At 63.6% G+C, this 22,114-nt stretch carries 15 protein-coding genes and 1 tRNA gene; 8 read left to right on the plus strand and 8 right to left on the minus strand.

Annotated elements, in window-relative coordinates; genetic code table 11:
- Nucleotides 1-15: 15 nt before the first annotated feature.
- Both G6N38_RS18615 and G6N38_RS18620 read right to left on the minus strand, forming a co-directional pair.
- A complete protein-coding gene (locus G6N38_RS18615; protein WP_163752105.1) occupies nucleotides 16-825 on the minus strand; it encodes a TOMM precursor leader peptide-binding protein in 810 nt (269 codons plus the stop codon).
- Between the two features lie 59 nt (nucleotides 826-884).
- Nucleotides 885-2,267: a zinc-dependent metalloprotease gene (locus G6N38_RS18620; RefSeq protein ID WP_163749553.1), complete on the minus strand. Its 1,383-nt coding sequence runs from the start codon at nucleotides 2,265-2,267 to the stop codon at nucleotides 885-887.
- Nucleotides 2,268-2,399: 132 nt separating this feature from the next.
- On the opposite strand from G6N38_RS18620, the gene G6N38_RS18625 reads away from it, so the two are divergent.
- From G6N38_RS18625 to G6N38_RS18635, 3 genes are all read left to right on the plus strand, one after another.
- Nucleotides 2,400-3,422, plus strand: a complete 1,023-nt coding sequence (locus G6N38_RS18625) for a YlbL family protein (RefSeq protein WP_163749554.1) — start codon at nucleotides 2,400-2,402, stop codon at nucleotides 3,420-3,422.
- 103 nt (nucleotides 3,423-3,525) lie between these two features.
- The gene (locus G6N38_RS18630; RefSeq protein ID WP_163749555.1) at nucleotides 3,526-6,525 is read left to right on the plus strand and encodes a UPF0182 family protein; all 3,000 of its coding nucleotides are present in this window, start codon (nucleotides 3,526-3,528) and stop codon (nucleotides 6,523-6,525) included.
- A gap of 21 nt (nucleotides 6,526-6,546) precedes the next feature.
- The gene (locus G6N38_RS18635; RefSeq protein WP_163749556.1) at nucleotides 6,547-7,458 is read left to right on the plus strand and encodes a ribonuclease Z; all 912 of its coding nucleotides are present in this window, start codon (nucleotides 6,547-6,549) and stop codon (nucleotides 7,456-7,458) included.
- Here G6N38_RS18635 and G6N38_RS18640 read toward each other — a convergent pair.
- Nucleotides 7,455-8,105 (minus strand): hypothetical protein, encoded by a 651-nt coding sequence (locus tag G6N38_RS18640; protein WP_163749557.1) that lies wholly within the window; start codon nucleotides 8,103-8,105, stop codon nucleotides 7,455-7,457. The two genes, G6N38_RS18635 and G6N38_RS18640, sit on opposite strands and share 4 nt — an antisense overlap.
- Before the next feature lie 137 nt (nucleotides 8,106-8,242).
- Here G6N38_RS18640 and G6N38_RS18645 point away from each other — a divergent pair.
- Together G6N38_RS18645 and G6N38_RS18650 are read left to right on the plus strand one after the other, a co-directional pair.
- A tRNA-Met gene (locus tag G6N38_RS18645) sits at nucleotides 8,243-8,319 on the plus strand.
- A 754-nt stretch (nucleotides 8,320-9,073) separates the two neighbouring features.
- Entirely contained in the window at nucleotides 9,074-9,592 is a 519-nt protein-coding gene (locus tag G6N38_RS18650) for a hypothetical protein (protein ID WP_163749558.1), read from the plus strand.
- A gap of 35 nt (nucleotides 9,593-9,627) precedes the next feature.
- Here the strand turns inward: G6N38_RS18650 and G6N38_RS18655 are convergent, their stop codons facing one another.
- The 5 genes from G6N38_RS18655 to G6N38_RS18675 form a co-directional block, all read right to left on the minus strand.
- Entirely contained in the window at nucleotides 9,628-11,040 is a 1,413-nt protein-coding gene (locus G6N38_RS18655; RefSeq protein WP_322790536.1) for an ATP-dependent nuclease, read from the minus strand.
- A gap of 337 nt (nucleotides 11,041-11,377) precedes the next feature.
- Entirely contained in the window at nucleotides 11,378-11,707 is a 330-nt protein-coding gene (locus tag G6N38_RS18660; RefSeq protein WP_163749560.1) for a type II toxin-antitoxin system RelB family anti-toxin, read from the minus strand.
- Complete coding sequence (locus tag G6N38_RS18665; RefSeq protein WP_163749561.1) at nucleotides 11,707-12,060, minus strand: type II toxin-antitoxin system RelE/ParE family toxin; 354 nt, start codon at nucleotides 12,058-12,060, stop codon at nucleotides 11,707-11,709. The genes G6N38_RS18660 and G6N38_RS18665 overlap by 1 nt, the downstream gene beginning before the upstream one ends.
- An 11-nt stretch (nucleotides 12,061-12,071) precedes the next feature.
- The gene (locus G6N38_RS18670; protein ID WP_246227289.1) at nucleotides 12,072-13,430 is read right to left on the minus strand and encodes a tyrosine-type recombinase/integrase; all 1,359 of its coding nucleotides are present in this window, start codon (nucleotides 13,428-13,430) and stop codon (nucleotides 12,072-12,074) included.
- The gene (locus tag G6N38_RS18675; RefSeq protein ID WP_246228045.1) at nucleotides 13,430-13,597 is read right to left on the minus strand and encodes a helix-turn-helix domain-containing protein; all 168 of its coding nucleotides are present in this window, start codon (nucleotides 13,595-13,597) and stop codon (nucleotides 13,430-13,432) included. The genes G6N38_RS18670 and G6N38_RS18675 overlap by 1 nt, the downstream gene beginning before the upstream one ends.
- Before the next feature lie 283 nt (nucleotides 13,598-13,880).
- On the opposite strand from G6N38_RS18675, the gene G6N38_RS18680 reads away from it, so the two are divergent.
- The 3 genes from G6N38_RS18680 to G6N38_RS18690 all read left to right on the plus strand — a co-directional run bounded on the left by G6N38_RS18680 (nucleotide 13,881) and on the right by G6N38_RS18690 (nucleotide 21,792).
- The gene (locus G6N38_RS18680) at nucleotides 13,881-14,171 is read left to right on the plus strand and encodes a hypothetical protein (RefSeq protein ID WP_163749562.1); all 291 of its coding nucleotides are present in this window, start codon (nucleotides 13,881-13,883) and stop codon (nucleotides 14,169-14,171) included.
- 426 nt (nucleotides 14,172-14,597) lie between these two features.
- A complete protein-coding gene (gene mobF / locus G6N38_RS18685) occupies nucleotides 14,598-17,387 on the plus strand; it encodes a MobF family relaxase (RefSeq protein ID WP_163749563.1) in 2,790 nt (929 codons plus the stop codon).
- A 946-nt stretch (nucleotides 17,388-18,333) separates the two neighbouring features.
- Complete coding sequence (locus G6N38_RS18690; RefSeq protein ID WP_163749564.1) at nucleotides 18,334-21,792, plus strand: NACHT domain-containing protein; 3,459 nt, start codon at nucleotides 18,334-18,336, stop codon at nucleotides 21,790-21,792.
- Nucleotides 21,793-22,114: the final 322 nt, after the last annotated feature.

The following is a 22,114-nucleotide window of genomic DNA, read 5'->3' on the forward strand; positions in this document are numbered from 1 at the left end:
GGCAACCAAGGATGGTCAGCAATGGCAGTTCGGATGTCGTGACCAGCGACGAGCCGAAATCGTATTGCTGGTGACGTCGATCTGCAGGGTGGTGTTCAGCGTTGCTGGCGGTGTCCCGGCGGCTTCCTGCCCGCGAACTGCGGTGATGATGCGCTGCAGCTGGCCCAGCGCGACCGCGACGGTAGCCAGCACAGTTGGCCGGTCGGCGTTGCCGATCACGTCACGTAACTGCGCGGCCACCGCCGGCCAGGCCTCGTCGCGGTCGGTGCGGTGCAAGTCGGCGCATGCCAGGCAGCTGGTGACGCCGGGGATCACCAGCGGGCCGACCAGTCCGGCGCCGTCGCGCACCCGGACCGGCAGGTGCGGCACGCCGGCGGTGTGCAAATCCCGGACCAGCCGCGGGTCGGCGACCAGATAGTCGCTCAGCACCACCATGTCCGCGCTCGCCGCCGACACCGACGCACCTGCGTGGCTGGTCTGCGCGATCCGTGCCCCCGAGCATCGCAGTGCCTCGACCAGCAGATCCGAAAGCGGACCGCGGCCGTGCACCCGGATCGACAGGGCCCGCGCGACCGGCTGCCGCGTCCGGCCGTGGACGACGCCGTTGGTGATCAGGGCCTGCAGGATTTGTTCGACGACGGGCCCGGCCAGCCCGTGGGTGGCGGCCAGCCGGAGCAGTTCGGCCATGCCGAGCGGAATCTGCATGCTGCGCAGCAACGCGGCCAGCGCCGCAGGGGTGGTGCCGTCAGGTGGGCGGACCAGGACCGCGCGGCGCGGATCCCAGCCCACCTGCACCGCGCCGTCGGGTCGCAGCAGCACCGGCATGGCCGGGTCGAGCGCGTAGAGCACCAGCCGACTGTGGCACCTGCGGGGTGCCGCGCGGCTCAGCTATCCACAGGCCCGTCGGCGTCGGGCTTGTCTTGGTCCGTTTCGGACTTCTCGGATTCAGATTTCTGGAACTCGGCGATCGCCGAGTCGATGTCCAGCCCGCTGGTGTCGCCGCCGATGATCCGGTCGATGAACCCGGCCGGCTCGTCGAGATCTGCGGTGTTGGGCAGTAAGTCGGGGTGCTGCCAGACGGCGTCGCGGGCGTCGATGCCGACGGCATCGGTGAGCCGCTCCCACAACACGGCGGCTTCCCGCATCTTGCGGGGCCGCAGTTCCAGGCCGACCAGCGTCGCGAACGTCTGTTCGGCCGGTCCGGCGGTGGCCCGCCGTCGCCGCAGCATCTCCGACAGCGCGGCGGTACCGGGGATCCGGTCGCCGAGCGCGGCGGTGACCACGGTCTGCACCCAGCCTTCGACCAGCGCCAGCAGAGTTTCCAGCCGCTCGAGAGCGGCGGTCTGCTCCGGGGTGGCCTTGGGCTCGAACATGCCCTGACTGAGCAGTTGCTCCATGGCGGCTGGGTCGGCCAGCGCGGCGGGGTTGAACCCCTGGGCCAGCTCCTCGATGCCGCTCATGTCGATCTTCATGCCCTTGGCGTAGGCCTCGACGGCGTTGAGCAGCTGGGTGGACAGCCACGGGACGTGGCTGAACAACCGGTGATGGGCCGCCTCGCGTGCAGCCAGGAAGGTCAGGATCTCGCTGCGCGGCTGCTCAAGACCTTCGGAGAGTGTTTCGATGGCCTCGGGCAACAACGCCGCGACGCCCTTGGGGCCCAGCGGCAGCCCGATGTCGGTCGACGTCAGCACCTCACGGGAGAGCTTTCCCAGTGCTTGGCCCAGCTGCGAGCCGAATGCCATGCCGCCCATCTGGGTCATCATCGCCAGCAGCGGGCCGGCCATCGCCTTGGCTTCCTCGGGCAGAGACGCCGCCCACACCGACCCGATCTGCTCGGCCATCGGGTCGCACAGCCGCTTCCAGGTGTCCAGGGTGCCGTCCACCCATTCGTTGGGTGTCCAGGCGAGCGACTTGGTGGCCCCGGCGGGCAGCGCGGTCGCACCGTCGAGCCAGGTGTCGGCCAGGTGCACGGCATCGGCGATGGCGGAGCTGGTGGCGGCCGGGATTGGCGCGACGAAGCCGATCGAACTCGACGCCAGCTGGCGGGCCAGGTCGTAGTTGACCGGCCCGGACGAGCTACCGCCCATCACACCGCCTGCGCCGCTGAACATCTGGCCGAGCTTGGTGAAGATTTGCCCCAGGTCGGCCATGTTGAAGTCGCCGCCGCCGAATCCGAAGGGGTCGCCGGGACCGGAGTTGGGGTCCTTTTTCGGCTGGTCGCGGTTGGGGTCGTCTCCTGCGGAGAAGCCGAAGGGCAGGTCAGCCATGTCTCAACCGTACTCACCCTGCGTCGCGGGCGGGTAACTGGCAATCACGCTGTCAGTGAACCGGGCCTGCCGACGCTCCGTATTATTCCCCGGGTCGCTTCGCTCCTGCCCGCCGGATCTAGTCTTGGCGGCGTGAACAGGCGGATTCTGACGCTGATGACGGCGCTGGTGCCGATCGTCGTCTTCGGCGTGCTGCTGGCGGTCGTGACGGTGCCCTTTGTCTCGTTGGGCCCCGGGCCGACCTTCGACACGCTCGGCGAGGTCGACGGCAAGCAGGTGGTGGCCATCAACGGCACCGACACCCATCCCACCTCAGGGCACCTGAACATGACCACGGTCGCCCAGCGTGACGGTCTGACCCTGGGGCAGGCGCTGACGCTGTGGGTGTCGGGCCGCGAACAGCTGGTGCCCCGTGCTCTGGTGTTCCCGCCGGACAAGTCGCGCGAGGACGTCGAGAAGGATCAGGACGCCGACTTCAAGCGCTCAGAGGACAGCGCCGAGTACGCGGCTTTGGGTTATTTGAAGTACCCCCAGGCGGTGCGGGTGGAGCGGGTCACGGATCCCGGGCCCTCGGCGGGCAAGCTGCAAGTCGGTGACGCCATCGACGCTGTCGACGGTAAGCCGGTGGCGAACATCGCCGAGTTCACCGCACTGCTGAAGGCCACCAAACCGGGCCAGGAGATCGTCATCGACTACCGCCGCAAGAACGCCCCGCCCGGCACCGCGCGGATCACGTTGGGCACCAACACCGACCGCGATTACGGCTACCTGGGGGTCGCCGTGCTCGACGCGCCGTGGGCGCCGTTCACCATCGACTTCAACCTCGCCAACATCGGCGGGCCGTCGGCCGGGTTGATGTTCAGCCTGGCTGTCGTCGACAAGCTGACCACTGGTGACCTCAACGGATCGAAGTTCGTCGCAGGCACCGGCACGATCAACGAGGACGGCAAGGTGGGCCCGATCGGGGGCATCACCCACAAGATGCTGGCCGCCCAGGAAGCCGGGGCATCGGTCTTCCTGGTGCCCGCCGAGAACTGCGACGAGGCGAAGTCGATGCGCGACGACAACATGGAGCTGATCAAGGTGGACACCTTGGCCGGGGCCGTCGACTCGCTGCACACGTTGACCTCCGGCGGGCGTCCGCCGAGCTGTTAGCCCGTCGCATCAGGACAGCCCCGCTGCCCTGATGCGTAGAGTTGTGGCCGTACTGCTGCCTCGGCGCGGCGCGGCCGCCCGACGAGACCCAGGAGCCTGACAGGTGAGTATGCGGCCCGGTGCGCGGATGCCGAAGTTGACTCGGCGCAGCCGGATTCTGATCGGTGTTGCGCTCGCTGTTGTGGTGCTGTTGTTGGTGGGGCCACGGCTGATCGACGCCTACGTGGACTGGCTATGGTTCGGCGAGCTGGGATACCGCTCGGTGTTCACCACCGTGTTGCTCACCCGCGTCGTCGTATTCCTGGTGGCCGCGGTGCTGGTCGGGGCGATCGTGTTCGCCGGGTTGGCGCTGGCCTACCGCACCCGGCCGGTGTTCGTGCCGACCGCCGGACCCAACGATCCGGTGGCGCGTTACCGCACCGCGGTGATGGCGCGGCTCAAGCTGTTCGGCATCGGGGTGCCCGCCGTGATCGGGTTGCTGGCTGGTGCGGTCGCGCAGAGCTACTGGGCTCGGGTGCAGCTGTTCCTGCATGGCGGCGAGTTCGGTGTCGCCGATCCGCAGTTCGGCAAGGACCTCGGCTTCTACGCCTTCGATCTGCCGTTTTACCGGCTGGTGCTGTCGTATCTGTTTGTTGCCGTCTTCCTGGCGTTCCTGGCGAGCGTGATCAGCCACTACATCTTCGGCGGTATCCGGCTGGCCGGGCGCAGCGGCGTGTTGAGCCGCCCGGCCCGGATTCAGCTGGTCGCCCTGATCGGCACGCTGGTGGTGCTCAAGGCGGTCGCCTACTGGTTCGACCGCTACGAACTGCTCAGTCATACCCGCGGCGGCAAGCCCTTCACTGGTGCCGGCTACACCGATATCAACGCGGTGTTGCCCGCCAAGCTGATCCTGATGGCCATCGCGATCATCTGCGCGGCCGCGGTGTTCTCTGCGCTCGTGCTGCGCGACTTGCGTATTCCGGCGATCGGCCTGGTGCTGTTGCTGCTGAGCTCGCTGATCGTCGGGGCGGGCTGGCCGCTGGTCGTCGAGCAGATCAGCGTCAAACCGAATGCGGCGCAGAAGGAAAGCGAATACATCAGCCGCAGCATCGCCGCGACCCGGCAGGCCTACGGGCTGACGAACGACCACGTGACCTACCGCGACTACTCGGGTACCGCGCCGACCACCGCGCAGCAGGTCGCCTCTGACCGGGCGACCACGTCGAACATCCGGGTGCTCGACCCGACGATCATCAGCCCGGCGTTCACCCAGTTTCAGCAGGGCAAGAACTTCTACTACTTCCCCGACCAGCTGTCGATCGACCGTTACCAGGGTTCCGACGGCGAACTGCGTGACTACGTCGTCGCTGCGCGTGAACTGAACCCGGACCGCCTGATCGACAACCAGCGGGACTGGATCAACCGGCACACTGTCTATACCCACGGCAACGGGTTCATCGCCTCGCCGGCCAACACGGTGCGCGGAATTGCCAACGATCCGAACCAGAATGGTGGTTACCCGGAGTTCCTGGCCAGCGTCGTCGGGGCGAACGGCAGTGTCGTCTCGCCGGGCCCGGCTCCGCTGGATCAGCCGCGTGTCTACTTCGGCCCGGTCATCTCCAATACGCCGGCTGACTACGCGATCGTCGGCAAGAACGGCAACGACCGCGAGTACGACTACGAGACCAACACCGAGACCAAGAACTACACCTACACCGGCAGCGGTGGCGTTCCGATCGGTAACTGGCTGGCGCGCAGTGTGTTCGCTGCCAAGTTCGCCGAGCGGAACTTCTTGTTCTCCAACGTGATCGGCTCCAACAGCAAGATTCTGTTCAACCGCGATCCCGCACAGCGGGTGGAGGCGGTGGCGCCCTGGCTGACCACCGACAGCACGGTGTACCCCGCGATCGTCAACAAGAAGATGGTGTGGGTGATCGACGGCTACACCACGCTGGACAACTACCCCTACTCGGAGTTGACGTCGTTGTCGTCGGCCACCGCGGATTCCAACGAGGTGGCGGTCAACCGGTTGGCGCCGGACAAGCAGGTGTCCTACATCCGCAACTCGGTGAAGGCCACTGTCGACGCCTATGACGGCACCGTGACGCTGTACGCCCAGGACGAGAGCGACCCGGTGCTGAAGGCGTGGATGTCGGTGTTCCCGGGCACGGTGAAGCCGAAGAGTGACATCACGCCGGATCTTGCTGCGCACCTGCGGTACCCGGAAGACCTGTTCAAGGTGCAGCGCATGCTGCTGGCCAAGTACCACGTGGACGACCCGGTGACGTTCTTCTCCACCTCGGACTTCTGGGATGTGCCGCTGGATCCGAACCCGACCGCCAGCAGCTACCAGCCGCCGTACTACATTGTGGCCAAAGATATTGCCCGCAATGACAATTCGGCGTCGTTCCAGCTGACCAGCGCGATGAACCGGTTCCGCCGCGACTTCCTGGCGGCCTACATCAGTGCGAGTTCGGATCCCGATACCTACGGCCGGATCACGGTGTTGACGATCCCGGGTCAGGTCAACGGTCCGAAGTTGGCGTTCAACGCGATCAGTACCGACACCGCGGTCAGCCAGGACCTCGGCGTGATCGGTCGGGACAACCAGAACCGAATACGCTGGGGCAATCTGCTGACCCTGCCGGTCGGGCAGGGCGGCCTGATCTACGTGTCGCCGGTGTATGCCTCGCCGGGCAGTAGTGACGCCGCGTCGTCCTATCCGCGATTGATCCGGGTAGCGATGATGTACAACGACAAGGTCGGTTACGGCCCGACGGTAAGCACCGCGCTGGACGGCATTTTCGGTGCCGGCGCGGGTGCGACGGCCACTGGCCCCGCACCGGCGACTCCGCCAGGCGGCCAGCCACCGGGTGGTCGTCCGCAGGCGGCGGGCCCCGCACCGGCGCCGGGCAGCGCACCGGAGGTCCCCACGCCGATCGCGACACCCGCCACGCCGGGTGTGCCAAGCAGCTTGTCGGGACCCAAGGCGGCCGCGCTGCAGGATGTCGAGACCGCGCTCGGAGCTGTGCAGGAAGCTCAAAAGAATGGCAACTTCGCCGATTACGGTGATGCGCTGCAGCGCCTCGATGATGCGATGAAGAAGTACGAGGCCACTAAATAGCGAGTGCGGCGGCGTCTAGCCATGCGTGAATTGGTCGTGCTCGGTACCGCCAGTCAGGTGCCGACGCGCTACCGCAACCACAACGGCTATTTGTTGCGCTGGGACGACGACGGGCTGCTGTTCGACCCCGGCGAGGGTACCCAGCGCCAGATGGTGCTGGCGGGTGTGGCTGCCAGCTCGGTGAACCGGTTGTGCCTCACGCATTTTCACGGCGACCACTGCCTCGGGGTGCCTGGCATCATCCAGCGGGCGTCACTGGACCGGGTGGGCCATCCGATCACCGCCCACTACCCGGCGTCGGGCCGGGAGTACTTCGCCCGGTTACGGCACGCCTCAATCTTCTACGACACCGTCGACGTGGTCGAGGAGCCGATCGAGGCTGACGGAACGGTGGCGGTGGGACCGTTCGGTGCGCTGGAGGTGCGGGTACTGGAGCATTCGACCGATGTGTTCGGCTACCGGCTGGTCGAGCCCGACGGTCGGCGGTTCATTCCGGAATTGTTGTCCCGCTTCGGGATCAGCGGCCCCGACGTCGGCGAGTTGGACCGAGCCGGAGCCATCAGGGTGGGGGACCGGACAGTCGACGTGGATCAGGTCAGCGAGGCGCGGCGCGGCCAGCGGTTCGCGTTCGTGATGGACACCCGGCTGTGCGACGGGGTGTACGAGCTGGCCGACGGCGCCGACCTGTTGGTGATCGAGGCGACGTTCCTGGCGCAGGACGAAGACCTGGCACAGCAGTACGGGCACCTGACGGCTCGACAGGCGGCTCGGGTCGCGGCCGAGTGTGGGGTGCGCAGGCTGGTGTTGACGCACTTCTCACAGCGCTACCAGCAGGCGAGTGCCCGCTACGCCGACGAGGCCGCCGCGGTGTTCTCCGGTGACATCGTGGTGGCCGAGGACCTGATGCGTGTGCCGGTGCCGGTGCGCCGCTAGGGAGTTCCCTGAGGGCTGGGCAACCCCACGCGCAGGGCGATGGCCTGCTTCTGCCCGACGTTGGTGACGAAGTCGGCGTCTGCCGGTTTTCCGGGCAGGCCGTCGAACTCGATACGGGCCAAGGTGGATCCCTCGGTGAACAGCAACACGGTCACCGACTTCGCGCCGTCGGGCGAGTTGCCCGAGACCACGGTGCCGCCGGTGCCCACGATGGAGGGTCGCGGCGGGCCGGGGTTCACCGATTTGGCCAGGCTGGCCTGCGCCTCGGCGAGCGCGGACGGCCCGGCGGCCGGGCTGTCGAGTGCCACGATCAGGATGCTGACGGCCTTGGTCTGCTCCTGGTTGACGATCAGCACCTCGGCGCCAGGGCGGGTGTCGGGGTTCGCGGTCGGCGGCTGGGCGACGTAGGCGTCGCCCGTTGCGGAGATGTCGCCGGCTTGCAGCAGCAACCGGGTGTAGTCGATCGGGGCCGCCGCGGGCTTGGTGCTAGTTGTCGTGGTGGTGGTGGACACGCCGGGCAGCGCAGGGACCGACGCGGCGGGTTTGCTTGTAGTGACGCCGGATTCGTTGTCACAACTGCTGACCCCGAAGGTGACGGCGGCGATCATCGCGATCGCGGCCCAGCGGGTGGCGTGTTGTTGTTTCATCTCCAACGAGCCTGTCGACTTCGGCCGCGAGAAGCAAGTGAATACCCCTCGGTTGTGACGAACGCGATGCCCGATTGGGCCTCTGAGCAGCCGATTTGGTTCGGACGCTTGGCGTTCGGTAACGTTGCGTTCACCAACGCGGGGTGGAGCAGCTCGGTAGCTCGCTGGGCTCATAACCCAGAGGTCGCAGGTTCGAATCCTGTCCCCGCTACCAGGTAAAACGGCCCTCGGAGACCCCTCCGAGGGCCGTTTTCATGCCAGTTGGGAACATATTTGGGAACATAAGGCTGTCTAACTACCTGTCTGGAGCTGCTCAAAGGGCGGGCAACAGGCGTTGAACCTGGCACTTACTGCCGAGATCGGCTTGTTTGCTCAGTCGGTCAGTCGTGCGACGACGTTGCCGCCTGGGCTTTGGGTATATGACACCGGCCCGGAGCCCGTCCTGGTTCGTCGGCGGGGCTTCGAGGCCCCCGCACGGCTCACCTCGATGCCCGAGGGCCGGTTCGATAGGCGGCTCCTGAGGGAGGAGCAGGGAAGGCCCAACGAGGGCCCTCCCTGAACAACCTGGGTGCGAACGTTGCCATTCGCAGTGACACCTCGTACCGGCATGTTTGGCCGGTCCCAGGAGTTGCGCACCCACAATGGCCCAGGGGCGCAACGAATGTCAAGATCAAGAGGTGACCTCAATTGTGGTTTGGTGCGGTGTGGACCAACGTAGTCCCGCTTCTTTATACATCGCAACCGATAGCCGAATTACTTGGCCGGGAAGCAGGAGGCGGTGGGATCGCGGTCGAAAGACTTTCGCTTGCAAGAATGCTCCCTACATCTTCGGATACTGGGGTGATGTACTTTTCCCAGCCCTGACCCTTCCCGCGGTTGGGGATCGTATAGATGGCGGAATGTATTCCGGACTACCGCAGTGTGAAACACACGACGCGATCGGGGGATTTATTCGAAGGCAGTGGTTAATGTACCCGGAAGATCTGCGGGTTGACGTGGGTATCGTGATCGCAAGTCGATCTGGGGAAAGAACGAGTGATTTTGCATTATCTGTGCTGAGTTATTCTGCCATTAAGCGTGATTGGAAGATGAGACACGTCTCGATGCCGGAAAGGTCGAGCGCACTTGCTATCGCAGGGACTGGCGCCAACACGGTTCGGGCGTCTCTCGAGCTTTGGGACGCTAACGAGACCAGCGGGACGAGCCGGGCCGTTTTCAGCGCATTCTGTGAGGCGCTTGAAGGTGGAGAGGATCCGTCGTCGGGCGGTCCTCCTCAGCTGGTGGGTTTGCACCGCATCGGATCGGGTAAGACGTTCGGCGTCGTTTTTGGTGGCCAGCGGTTTCTTTCTGGCGCCGATGTTCACACCCAGGAGTCCAAGGAAGCTGGTGCGTTCGAGTGGTTTAACAACCTTTTCGAGCTAACAGACCCCCTTAACAAGAAGCGCCGCGCCGGCGCGCAGGTTCATAAACCAAGACCAGGAGCTTAGGCTCTTCGCGCTCGGCGGCGTCGCGCTTTCTGTAGTCACGTTTCCTTTGTTGCCAATAGGTAGCTATTAATGTCGTCGTACATGGCCTCAACGTCGGAGCGTTTCGTTTCATCCAAACCTCCCGTTGTCGACCACAACCCTTTCTTGGCGACCGTAGCGCTTCGTGCTGGCTTGTTGCGGATGTCGTCTGCGGGCAAAAGTACGAAGTGGTACGAGGGAAACCGCTCCGCACTTTTTTCTTTCGCGGCACTCATATCGGCGTCGAATATTCCGACAACTCGGCTAAAATGTAGCCCTTCAAGCAAGGCGCATATGGTCCCGATGTTGGTGGCCCCTCCTGCGCCCCAACCGTAGAATTCACCTTCTAGGATTTTGCCGATTTTCGCGGATATTTTATCGAAATAGACGACGTCCTCTTGACCCTCAGTGATGATGATATTGTCGTCAAGAAAGAAAACCTCACTAGCATCTAGGCCTAGAGTATGCGGGGTATTATCGCTTCCGAGCTTGAGCATTCCGTCAAGTGCGTCGCGCGGGACTTGTGCAAGCTGGACGCGGCCCTCTTTATCCTTATAAGCCCGCGCGACCTCTGCTCCTCTTTCTATGTCGCGCCAATTCAAGAAATAGGGGGAATGGGTTGCGTACACAATCTGCCGATCTGCCGACAGCTCTGACAGAAGTGAGCGAAGTCGTCTCTGATAATGCGGGTGAAGCGACAATTCCGGTTCATCGATGACGACGACGCTTTGGGGCTCGGAATCGTAGGTTGCCGAGACTATGACGAATAAGCTTATTATGCCGTCGCCAACACCTTCACTGCTGTGATAAAACTGGGGGCCACCGACGTCGAATTTCAGAAAATATTGACCACTGTGCATCTGATCGATCGTCCACGCTGGAACGTCGCCCATCACGCGGCCTAGCATTTCGTTGAACTTACTTCGGCTACCTTCAGAGTTGATCTTAAATAGTTGTCCTTCGAAAGATTCCAGTGCTTGTGGCCGCGAACGGGGCGTTCGGCGGTGGCTGTAGTACCAGTCTCGATCAGTCGGGGGTGACTGGCTGAAGTAGGCCTCAAAGCCACGTCGGGACGGGACGACGACGATGTCCGGGTTGACTACATCGCGCTTCGACCACGTTGTTTCCGATCCGCCGTGGATAGCTTCTAGGCGGTTTTCCTTTTCTTCGTCACCCACAAATACACAGCGAATTACTAGGTGGTCTGGGTTACGGGCATTGCGCTTCCCTATGGAAAAGCTGGGCAAGTTATCTTGACTTTTACTCATCGCATCGAATGCTTCAACAATCGTTGACTTCCCGCTATTGTTAGACCCGACTAAAACTGTCAAGCCGCTACCATGGCGCCCATCGGGTACTGCGAGTCTAAGCGATAGGGGTTCTGAAACGCCACGGAGCCCGTCAATTGTTAACTCCTTTATGTGGGGCAAGATATTCCCTTACTCCTCGATACCTGAAGGTGGTTGTGGCCAGGCCGCGTACAGCAGGCGACACGCACTGGAGGGTACGAGAACCTCCTCGGCTGTGGGTTCAATATCACGATCTGTCGTCACCGAAGCGCCCTCGTTCCCGTACGGGAACATCAACATGCGGGTTAATGGCGGTTTGGGCGCGACAGAGCGTGGATCCAGAAGTCGCGAACTCGTTTGGCGAACCCAACATAAATCGGCTTACCGCGAACGCGCGGCTTGTCCTTGATTATTAGGGTTTACGGTGTCGTGGACCTTTCAGAGGCCTGGCGGCCTTAATCCGACCCCGAAGCCGCTCTCAAGCAGTCAGTTCGACAGTGTCATCACCGAACTCGGCGACGACGCGCAACTGCCCGCCAAGCGCGGCGACATAAGCCTGAAGCGTGCCCAACTCGGTGTGCGACAAGTCCCCGCTCTCAAGCTTCGAAACGCGAGCCTGTGAGACACCCATCAAGGCCGCGACGTCGGCTTGGCGGGAGTGCCCCAGCGCCTTGCGGATCTCGGCCAGACGGTGCGCCTGGACGGCCTCACGCATCTCCTCGCGCGCCGCACTGGCCCGCTCGGCATCCAGTGCACCCTGCGCGATCGCATCCGCGCGAATGTCCCGCCAGTTGCGCGCCATGGTCATCACCCTCCGTGCTCGGTCGCCAGCCAGCTCTCGAAGCGTGCGTCCGCGATCGGAATGTTCTTGTCGTACCAGTGCTTCCAGTCGTCTGCCTTATCGCCACCCAGCAGCAGGACCGCCTGCCGCGCCGGGTCGAAGATGAACAGGACGCGGATGCTGGTGCCAGCCGGGCGCAGCTCCTTCATGCTGTGAAACTTCGAGCCGTTCACCTTGTCGACGATCGGCCGGCCCAGTGTCGGCCCCTCCAGCTCCAACAGGTCGATGGCACCGGTGACCGCCGCCATCACGTCCCTTTCGAGCGTGAAGAACCACTCTTCGACTTCGTCGAGCAGGATCACGTCCCAACGCTTCGACATCAGTATAACCTCTACGTTATATTGTGCGGAGGTAGATTGGCCGGCGCCTCGTCGCCGTCGGTCCAGCTGTCACCGAGCAGGAACGCGGCTGCCTGCTCGGCCGCTTCGCTATCGTCGTTGTCGAGGACGTGGGCGTAGGTCTCCAGGAAGAAGCCGATGTTCGCGTGCCCGATGCGCTCGCTGACGATCTTCGGGCTCACCCCGGCCCGCAACGCGCCGGTGGCGTACGTGTGGCGAAGATCGTGAAACGTGATGCGGGACAACCCAGCCCTGGCCGTCAAGCGTTCGAAGCGCTGGCGGATCGAATCCGGGTGTGGAGGACGTCCGTCGGGGTAGGTGAACACGAAGTCACCCGGGTGGTAAGCGTCGCCGAAGAACTCCCGCTCAGTGTCCTGTTGGGCGCGCCAGCGCCGCAGGGCGCCCACCGTCGTCTTGTCGATGGAGATGGTCTGGTCGGCGTTGCGGGTCTTTCCGCCCGCCTTGTCCACGACTTGGCCGCCGACGACAACCCGGTTGTCGTGCACGGTCACCTTTCCCGCGTCTAGATCGACCGCCGACCATTTGAGCCCGCAGATCTGGCCACGTCGGATCCCGGTGGTCAACTCCAGGAGGAACAATGTGGCAAAGCGGTCCTCGCGCACCGAGGCCAGGAAGGTCCGGATCTCCTCGGGTTTCCACACGTGCCGGCGGGTTCGCGGGTTGCGGGGCGGCTTGACGTTGCTCGCCGGGTTCTCGGGGATGTACTTCCAGGCGACGGCATCGGCGAGTGCCCGGTGCAGGAACGAATGAATGTTGCGGACGGTCTTGGGGGCCAGGCCTTGCGTGAGGGTCCGGGGAGTCAGGCCCGCCTTGTAGCGCCGGACGGCGTCACGCGCGGCGTGGATGGAGGTACCGCACGCCGTCGACAGCTCGCGAGGTGTCGGTGGCGGCTTGCCGCTGGCGGCCAGCTTCGCCCAATGGGTGTACATCACCGCGTCGTTGTTCGGTTTCACCCGGCCCTTGGCCAGCAGCATCGCGTAAAACCGCAGCAGCACCGGCCCATTGAGCGCCTGAAGCCGCTCGCCGCCGACGTGGGGGATGACGTACCACCGGGCATAGTCGCTCCAGCTGCGCCACGTGGAGGCGTCAAGCGCCGGTTGCACCGCCGTCAGCCAGTCGGTGACGAACTCGCCGACTGTCTGTTGCGACGGCCGCACGATCCGATTGCGGTCGGCATCGCGCATCGCCTCGCGGCAGGCCTCCCACGCGTCGCGCTCGGTGTCGTGGCCACCCTTGGTCACCCACGGGAACTGGCCGGTCGAGGGATCTCGCTGCGGCAGCCGAAACTTGTAGTACCACTTCGCGCCCCGCCGATACACCGAGCCCTTCATCACGCTCCCAACTCGCGCAGGCCTGCGGTTACCACGTAAATGCGTCCGCCGAGCCGACGGACCGGCAGCTCGCCAGAGTGGACGAGCCGGTAGGCCGCAGCACGACTGATTCCCAGAAGCTTCGCCGCGTGCGGTACCGCGAGGAGCAGGGGAAGATCGCTGAACACGTTATCTTCCAATGTAATTCACCACCTCTCACTGTGTCGATCGATTGACCAAGAACCCTGGCATCTGTGGATGGCGCGCGAGTTGGTGAAGAGCTGCGGTCGAGCGGTAGCCAGGGCGCTGGCACCGAGTCGGCGAGCGCCACCACCGTGGCGTGAAGTGGACCCCGCAGTCACCGGCATAACTGACAGCTAAATGCGCTCGGCACCGCTATGCGATGGTCAAATGAAAACGATTCGCGGCTCACGAATTGGCGCAATTTGGCCTGAGACGCGATGGAACTCTATGCAACAGGTCTTCGATCGACTCAGATCAACTCGCGCCGCTTTTTCGGTCGGCTTTGAGGCATCCACTGCGAAACCGATAGCGGAGCGGCGCGATCACCAATTGCGACGAATGTGGACGAAGGCTGAGCGGCCCTATGCCGACGCGTTCTGGATGCGCATCGACGCCCTGTCGGAGCGCTACGGCGGCGACGGGCTGTCGGTGGTGATGGCGATGTCGCCGAACGCCGCGCGGCCGCTCGTCGGTTCCGTTGCGCGTGTGGGTCGGGGCGTACTTGGCACCGCACACTGATGCTTTCGCCCGGTCGTCTCCGGCGTAGTGGGCACCCGCAAGTGTCACGTTGGCCTTCGCTCAGCGGAGGGCTTAGTTCGACGCGATGCCTCGTACGGCTTCGAGCAATTCCGTGCGATCGATTCGACGCGCGTAGCGCCATCCGGGCGCGGTGACGTTCGACGCCGCGGCACCACCTCGCGTACCTCCGCGACTACCGTCGCCCACCTCTTCACCACATACCTGTAGTCTCAACCATCTCAACATATTCCATCTGTTGCCGCTGCTTCTCCAAACGCATTGTCTGACAGAGCAACTCACAAAAAATATCAGATTTCCCTATGGCACATTTGCACAAGGGTGTGCGAGATTGGCGGTAGCGAACGTTGCGTTCGCCGCCCGGCGGTATTGAGCCCTGGGCGATCTCGGGTTCGAGAGGTGATCGACATGCTGACGATTGCCAAGCTGTCGGCCTGGTCGATCAACTACTACAACGAGACCGCCCGCGCGGCTATCGACGCGCAGAAGGCCGGCGGCGGGCTGGGGGAGTACTACTCCGAACACGACACCCGGACACCGGTTTGGTTATGCGCAGGGGACGGCCGCCGCGCGGCCGAACTGGTCGGATTATCGGACCTCGACCGGGCGGGTGGAGAGGCCGAAACCGACACCGTGGAGCGGTGGTTAGTGGGCGGAGAATCACCCAACGGCACGACGGGTCGTGGCTTCCGAAACGGTAGTGTGCATGGCTTCGATCTGACGTTCTGCGCGCCGAAGTCGGTGTCGCTGATCCGCGCAATCCGGGCCGACGACGTCACCGAGAAGGCGATCGCGGACGCCCACACGACCGCAATTTTCGAGGCGATGGAATACCTTGCGAGCCATGCCGGATACACCCGGGTCCACAATCCGACAACGGCGAAGAAGGACCTCGTTCGGCTGCCCGGTTTGGTGGGGATCGCATACCAACATGAGACCTCGCGGTCGGGTGATCCGCACCTGCACACCCACGTCATCGTGCCCAACCGCCAAGCCCGCGGCGACGGTCGATTGGTGTCGATCGATGGCACGTCGCTCTATCACGAAGCCAAGGCCGCCGGCATCATCTATCAGGCCACGCTGCGCCGCGAACTGCATCGATCGTTGGGTTACGAATGGCTGCCTGTCGACCCGTCAACGGGCATGGCGGAGGTCGCCGGCATCGACCCGAACAGCATCACGGCGTGGTCCCAGCGGTCTTCTCAACTGCGAGAGTGGGCCGCGGTAAATCTTGCGGTAAACGCGAGCGGCGGGCCGACGGCATCCCAGCTCGCAACGGCTCAAAAGGCCACCCGTCCAAGCAAGCCCGAAGAACTCGCGTGGACAGAGTTGCGGGCCGGATGGCGCACCGACGAGCGCGGCGTGCGCATCGATTCTGCGGCGCACCGCCGGGCCCGCCGCGACCGTCTAGCCACGAGCGGGCCGCGGTTCGACCGGCACCGGATCGTCGATGCCGCCGCCATGATCGAGAAGGCCGCGTTCAGCCGCGCTGATCTCGTCGAGGTCGTCGGCGCTCAGTTGCCATTCGACACCGCACGCTCACCGCGCGAACTGGTCGAGGAAGCGGTCGGCGAGATCGCGGTACGGCTGACCACCCCACGCGAGGCGCATCAGCGCGAAGGTCACGAGCGGTTCACGCTCGATCTGATCTTGGCCGAAGAAGCCGCAGTGCTCGATCTCGTCGATGCCCACGACCCGCGGTCAATCCTGTGGGGTCTGCCTGACGACATCGACGGGCTATCGCCGGATCAGCAACGCGCAGTTGTAAATATCGGCGTCTCACCGTGGTTGGTGCAGCCACTGAGCGCGCCTGCCGGGGCTGGCAAGACGACGTCAATGCGGGCTCTGGTAGCGATGGCTCGTCGCCGCCGAAGCGGGCGAGTGATCGTGTTGGCGCCGACAGGCAACGCCGTCGATGTCGCGGTCCGCGAAGGCGCCGGAGACGTGGGCTACACCATCGCCAAAGCGCTGCGCGACATCGACAATCACAGCCTGACCCTCAGACATACCGACCTCGTCATTGTCGACGAAGCAGGCATGGTCGGCACCGACGATCTGCGACGCCTGCTCACTGCGACCACGGTCGCGGGGGCCAAGATAGTTTTAGTCGGCGATCAACACCAGCTCGCCCCGGTGAAGGCCCGCGGCGGCATGTTCGCGCAGCTCTGCTCCGACCTGCCGTGGACGCAGAAGCTGTCGGAAGTGTGGCGGATGCGCGACCGAGAAGAGCGCAGTGCATCCCTTGCGCTGCGCGATGGGGGACCGGCCCCGGTGCGCCGCGCGATTGAGTGGTATCGCAAGAAGGGCCGTCTGCATGCCGGAGACGAAATCGCCATGGCCAGCGCTGCTTTGGCAGCGTATCGACGGGACATCGCAGCGGGCAAAGATAGCCTGCTCGTGTGTGACACCAGGGAGATGGCCGACGCCCTGAACCAACGCATCCACAACGACACCATCGGCCCGAACGCGCCAAAGGTGACCGCTGCACGTGGTCATCAGATTTCCGTTGGCGACCTGATCATTAGCCGCCGCAACGAAACCGCGATCAGCGTCTTGCATGCAACGGACAGCACCCAACATGCCGACCCGGTGCGCAATGGAAATCGGTGGCGCGTCTACGCCATCGACCCTGCCAAACAGCGCATCGCGGCGCGCCGCGTCAGTGACGGTGCCCGCACCGTCTTCACCGGCGACTACCTACGCGACCACATCGCCCCCGGCTACGCCGTCACTGTCCACTCCGCACAAGGTGCCACCGCCGAGACCACCCACGCCGTGGTGAACAAAAACACCACCCGTGCAGTGTTCTACGTTGCCATGAGTCGAGGACGCCAGGCCAACGCTGCATATCTCACCGAGCAGCTCGGCGGCGACCAGAAGGCAGGTCACTACTCGCAACCCGAGCCCAACAATGCGTCTCGTGACTCGAGTCGACATGCGGCCCAACTCGTTCGCGGAGTCGTTTCCAACGACAGAGATCAAGCCCGCACTGCCCATGACATCGCAGCGCAGGCGCTTGGCAACTCGGCGGGTTGCGGCCGCGTTTCTGCACTACAGTCTCGCCGACTTCGGCAGATCACTGACCGCAGGATCGCGCTACAGGACTGGCGGCGCGGGCATTCGGGAGTCGCAGACAAGCTAAATCGCGGGAAGTGCCAGAGCCGGCAAGCGGGACTCGACGACGTAGTCGAACTCTAGACCCGGCATTCGAACGAGGACACAGCAGCATGAGCTCCTCAGCCGATGACAAAAGGCGTCCGTCTGCTGCCGCTCCCATCCGCCGGTACAACATTTGCGAGATGTTCCTTGAGAGCGGAACGGTGATCCGCCGGAGCTGTGAGAACTTTCTCTACTGGTATTAAAGGAGGACCGGCGTTCTGCGGTCTTTGAGTGCTGGTGCGTCGGTAGGGTCCGCGTCCGGACGGGTGCTGTCTGACTCGTATCTTGACCGCCCACGAGCGTTGTTGTGCGCCTGCAATTTCCAGATTCATCGACTGCATCCGGTTCGGCGCGGAACCGCCGGACGGAGTGACCTAATAGGACCGCGACCAAGCATCCCGTACCAGTATCGTCCCCGCCCGGCGGCTCTGCCCATCCCAGAAGGTCCAGTTACAGGAAGGGCTGCAATGGAATCCACCATCGCCGTATCAAGCCAACCACAGGTAACTGTGGGTGTCGACACGCATAAGCAGGTTCTTTGATTTTCCTTCGGCGGTGCGCCGCGCCATGTAGTCGCGGGTGGGTTGGTGGCGGCGTAGACCATCCGGCACGGACTCAACCGCGGCGGTAACCGCGACGCGAACCGGGCGCTGCACGTCGTCCTGGTCATGCGGCTAACGAAGTGGTGCGATGTCTCAAGCGCTACATCGCCCGCGAAGTCTTCCACCGCCCTGAAACCGCCGCCAACGAGCGCGAAGACCATTGCCGCAATCTAGGGGAGCATCTGGTATCAAAAGCACGCTTCAGAAGCCATGGCGAACTTCAGCGTTCCGATGTGGCTACACATCAATTGAGGCACTCAGTCGTGCGCAATCCTGATTAGAATTGCGGACCGCACCTTTTGTCATTTCCGTGGCGGATCCGAGAGCCGCATGGTTAACGTATGACCGGCACAGGCGGCTGCGACGTGTGAGGCGAGACGAAGATGTCAATCACCCTGGCGGTATTGGGGACCGTTCTCACTGGCGAGGCCGCTCGCAAGGCCGCTACCAGCGCGGCAGCTAAAGCCTCCGGCGTCCTCGTCGGTCAAGTTGGGCAGCATTTTAAAGATGCACAAGCCAGGCAGGAGCTCGCCGAGGCCTTTGCCGCTGGGCTTGCCCTCGCCGCATACAGGGCGCGGACCCGCCGCGACCTCAACGGTGAGAACCGTGAAGACGTCTTTTGGAAGCGGCTGCCCAAGAGGGCTCTCGCGATTATCAAGCGCAAGAAACCCGCCACCGACAGCCCACAGACCCAGTGGTGGGACGGGCACGGCAAAGCAATCTTCGCCCCATTTGAAGACCAGCACCTCGCCGCTGCCGTATCCAAATGCGCCATCGGCACCCCCGACCCTGCTGACATCCGCCGCCAGCTCACCAAGGCGATCACCACCCGCCGCAGGCATCTCTTGAAGCGAACTCCCGGCTACGCCAACCTGACCGACTTCGGCAAAAAACACGACATCGATGCCGACCATTTCTGCGAGATCCTGCCTGCCTGCGTCATAGACGCCATCATTACTGCGGGGGCCCAACCAGGAAGCCGCATTACTCCGCAAGCGCTGCTTTTCGCGATCAGGCAAACACCCCAACTCGCCGCACTGCGCGTGCCAACACTGGACCCACTGCAGGTGCGCGAACAAGTCGCCAATTGGTGCAGACGCGAATCCGAGCGACAACAACACAACATCGAGCGGCTGGCTTACCTTAAAGGCCGAGACGACCCCGCGAACATCAATGTTGAGGCCAACGTCCGCGTCGGGCTACGCCGAAAAACCCAACCCACCGACAACCCCTATCTTCCTGCAGCCGCACGTCCTACGGCCAACGAAGACCTCTCGACATACGACAACGTCGTCAATAACCATCAGCAGGTGATCGTCCTCGGCGATCCCGGCGTCGGAAAATCCTGGGCGCTACAGATGCACGCCATACGCCTAGCGAAGAACGCAGCGGACCAACTCGGCAATGATGACGTCAATCCCGATGATGTTGATTTGCCCATTGCGCTGCGATGCGACGCCCTCGCCGCTCACCCCGGCGCTCTCGCCGAGGCGGCCGTCGCAGAACTCGCCGACCTAGACAGCGCAATGACCCTCGGTCTTCGCCAATGGCTCGAAACACGCTGCCGCGAGGGCAAAGTCACGTTCCTACTCGATGCGTTCGATGAAACCCCGGCCGAGCAGCGCTACACCGTGTCCGACATGCTCGACAGACAACCCAATAAGGACGCCAAGTTCATCGTCACGTGCCGAATCGCAAGCTACAACATGGGAATTCTCAACTCCCGGCAGGTATGCGAAGTGGAACTGCGCCCCTTCGATCATCCCGAGGAATATGTTGCTGCCCTGGATCTGCCCGGCGACCGGAAACAGGAACTGACAAAGCTCCTCCGCACCCCGGCGCTAGGAGGCATGGCCCGAATCCCGCTGCTATTGGCGCTGCTGTGCCACCTTGCACTTGATCCCAGCGAAGATCTCCCACGGACACGCGCAGTCATCTACCAACGCATCCTCTATCGGTTCCTCAGCGGCGAGCAATCACCAGGAGGGACCTTCAAGGCAGCTGCGCTTCCCGCTGACCCCACACAACGTGTCAACACTCTTCGCGGCATTCTGCAGCCACTCGCCTACCGCATCGCCACCAGCGAGGATGGCTGGCTTGACCGTATCCCCACCACCACCTTGGACGGTCACCTCGAGGCGATCAAACTAACATCCGGTATGAAACCCGCGGATGCGATCGCGGCTCTAACAAGCGCTGGTGTCCTCGTGCGTGATGGCGACGTCAGGGCGGGCCTCACCCCTTCTTACCTATTTGTTCACCGCACCTTCGCCGAATACCTCGTCGCGGAGCATCTGATGACGCATAACGACCTGGTCGAAGAGTGCCTCACATCGCATCTGCACCTTGAACCCGACTGGTATCAGACCTGGCTCCAATTGACATCCCTGGCCCCCAAAACCATTCTGCCCAAACTTGTCAACCGGTCACAGGATCCGCTGCATGTCGCGCTGTCAATCGCGGCCGCGGCGATCCCCGAGCTCGACCCCGAAAGCCGCGCACAGCCCGAAGTGTCTGCCAGCGTGAATAGCCTTATCAGCAAGTGCCTGCCGCTGCTCAACCCGCCAGCGGATCCAGCAGTGCGCACGGTGGCGATCGACGCTCTCGGACTCATCGGCGGCGCGAAAGCCATCGATGCACTACGAGGACTGCTGACAGGATCTGACGGCGAGACCGCCGCCTTCGCACTCGCAGGGTCCCCTGATCCAGCCGGCCCGGCCACGCTACGCACGTTCCTGACTGATCCCGCGCTCGGCCGCGGTGAAAGCGAGCAGTACGCTACCTGGGAAGATTTTCTGCCGTTCGGCCAGCGATACCAGGTTCGGCACATGGTCGCTACAATTCTCAGCTTGCTCGGTGACGCCGAATCAATCCAATTCCTGTGCAACATCGCCGCAGACCCCCACTCCGACCCCGAAACACGTAACATCGTCACCCCGATACTCGTCAGAGGTCACGGCAAGGACCCAGCGGTGATCAAAGCCCTGGGCGCGGTAATGAACACAGATGACGCGGATCTCGATATCCGCCTCACGGCTGCCAGCGAGCTCGGACATTGCGGGCCATGCGCGATCGAACCGCTTCGCGCCCTGGTGAGCCAGGACAGCGATGTTCCCCCAGAACTCCGCGAAAGCGCCATCAGGGCCGTCGCCGCCATCGGGGGACCAGAGGCGCACGAAATCCTGCACCAGCTACACAGCGACACCGACGCCGAGATCGGCGCTGCAACCGCGGCGGCCGAAAGCTACAGCGAGCCAGCACCGGCCATCCAGAAAGATCCAACCGACAGCTCTGACGCACTCCCCGACCCGCCTCCTGACGAACCGTCCGATCCAGGCGAATCGCCCAGCAGCTCAACAAAATGGCTAGAGGACGAGATGGCCGTCGAGAAGTTGGAGCTCCAGGATCCCGACATCCTCACTCGGGGAGTAGCCGCGATCAAACTTGCCAACTGCGGGGACACGGCTGGGACCGCCGTCCTATGCGAGGTACTCGACCACGCAGACTCCGTATTCGGAATAGAAGTTGCGCGCGCACTCGGTCGACTCGGCCGGCTCGCCGGGCAGCAAGCAACCGAGGCTCTCATCCGCGCACTCGACAATCCCAAGGCCCACGTCACATTCCTGCACGAGGTGGTGAAAGCCCTGGCCGACGTCGACAACAGCGCCCTCATCAACTGGGTGATAACCCGCAACACAGAAGGACTAAACCCCAATCAAATCGGCCCAATCTATCGTCATTTCCGTACCAAGTCGTGCCCGCCGGAATTGCGGCCTCAGCTCCTATTAGCATTGGCCGAGGTTACGGTGCGCGGAGCGTGCGGCACCGAATTGACCTCCTGAGCTTTGGCTGCGCGGCCTACGCCGGCCAGCGTCACACACATGGGTGGCGAGAGAGCCACATCCGGTCGCGGGCGCCGATCGCAACCAACCGTGCACTTCGACAACGAGTCTCGGGGAGAAATGTCGTTGTGCCGCGGCGATCGGTCGACGTCGATTCGTCCGCAGCCCCATTTCTGAGTCGGCAGGCTCAGAACATCACGACTATGGAGTCCGCGACTGGTGATCATGGAGATGCTACTAACGAGGTGATGCCCTGTCTCAAAGAGCTACTTCGTCCGCGAAGTCTTCCACGCTCTCAAACCATCGCCAACGACCCTAGAAT

The sequence above is a fragment of the Mycolicibacterium helvum genome (assembly GCF_010731895.1).
GTDB classification, from domain to species: domain Bacteria; phylum Actinomycetota; class Actinomycetes; order Mycobacteriales; family Mycobacteriaceae; genus Mycobacterium; species Mycobacterium helvum.

Bases quoted from the DNA above. Each gene is read 5' to 3' on its own strand.
- G6N38_RS18615 (WP_163752105.1), bottom strand. From the start codon at position 825: ATGCCGGTGCTGCTGCGACCCGACGGCGCGGTGCAGGTGGGCTGGGAT.
- G6N38_RS18620 (WP_163749553.1), bottom strand. From the start codon at position 2,267: ATGGCTGACCTGCCCTTCGGCTTCTCCGCAGGAGACGACCCCAACCGC.
- G6N38_RS18635 (WP_163749556.1), top strand. From the start codon at position 6,547: ATGCGTGAATTGGTCGTGCTCGGTACCGCCAGTCAGGTGCCGACGCGC.
- G6N38_RS18640 (WP_163749557.1), bottom strand. From the start codon at position 8,105: ATGAAACAACAACACGCCACCCGCTGGGCCGCGATCGCGATGATCGCC.
- G6N38_RS18650 (WP_163749558.1), top strand. From the start codon at position 9,074: ATGTACCCGGAAGATCTGCGGGTTGACGTGGGTATCGTGATCGCAAGT.
- G6N38_RS18660 (WP_163749560.1), bottom strand. From the start codon at position 11,707: ATGACCATGGCGCGCAACTGGCGGGACATTCGCGCGGATGCGATCGCG.
- G6N38_RS18665 (WP_163749561.1), bottom strand. From the start codon at position 12,060: ATGTCGAAGCGTTGGGACGTGATCCTGCTCGACGAAGTCGAAGAGTGG.
- G6N38_RS18670 (WP_246227289.1), bottom strand. From the start codon at position 13,430: ATGAAGGGCTCGGTGTATCGGCGGGGCGCGAAGTGGTACTACAAGTTT.
- G6N38_RS18680 (WP_163749562.1), top strand. From the start codon at position 13,881: ATGCAACAGGTCTTCGATCGACTCAGATCAACTCGCGCCGCTTTTTCG.
- mobF (WP_163749563.1), top strand. From the start codon at position 14,598: ATGCTGACGATTGCCAAGCTGTCGGCCTGGTCGATCAACTACTACAAC.
- G6N38_RS18690 (WP_163749564.1), top strand. From the start codon at position 18,334: ATGTCAATCACCCTGGCGGTATTGGGGACCGTTCTCACTGGCGAGGCC.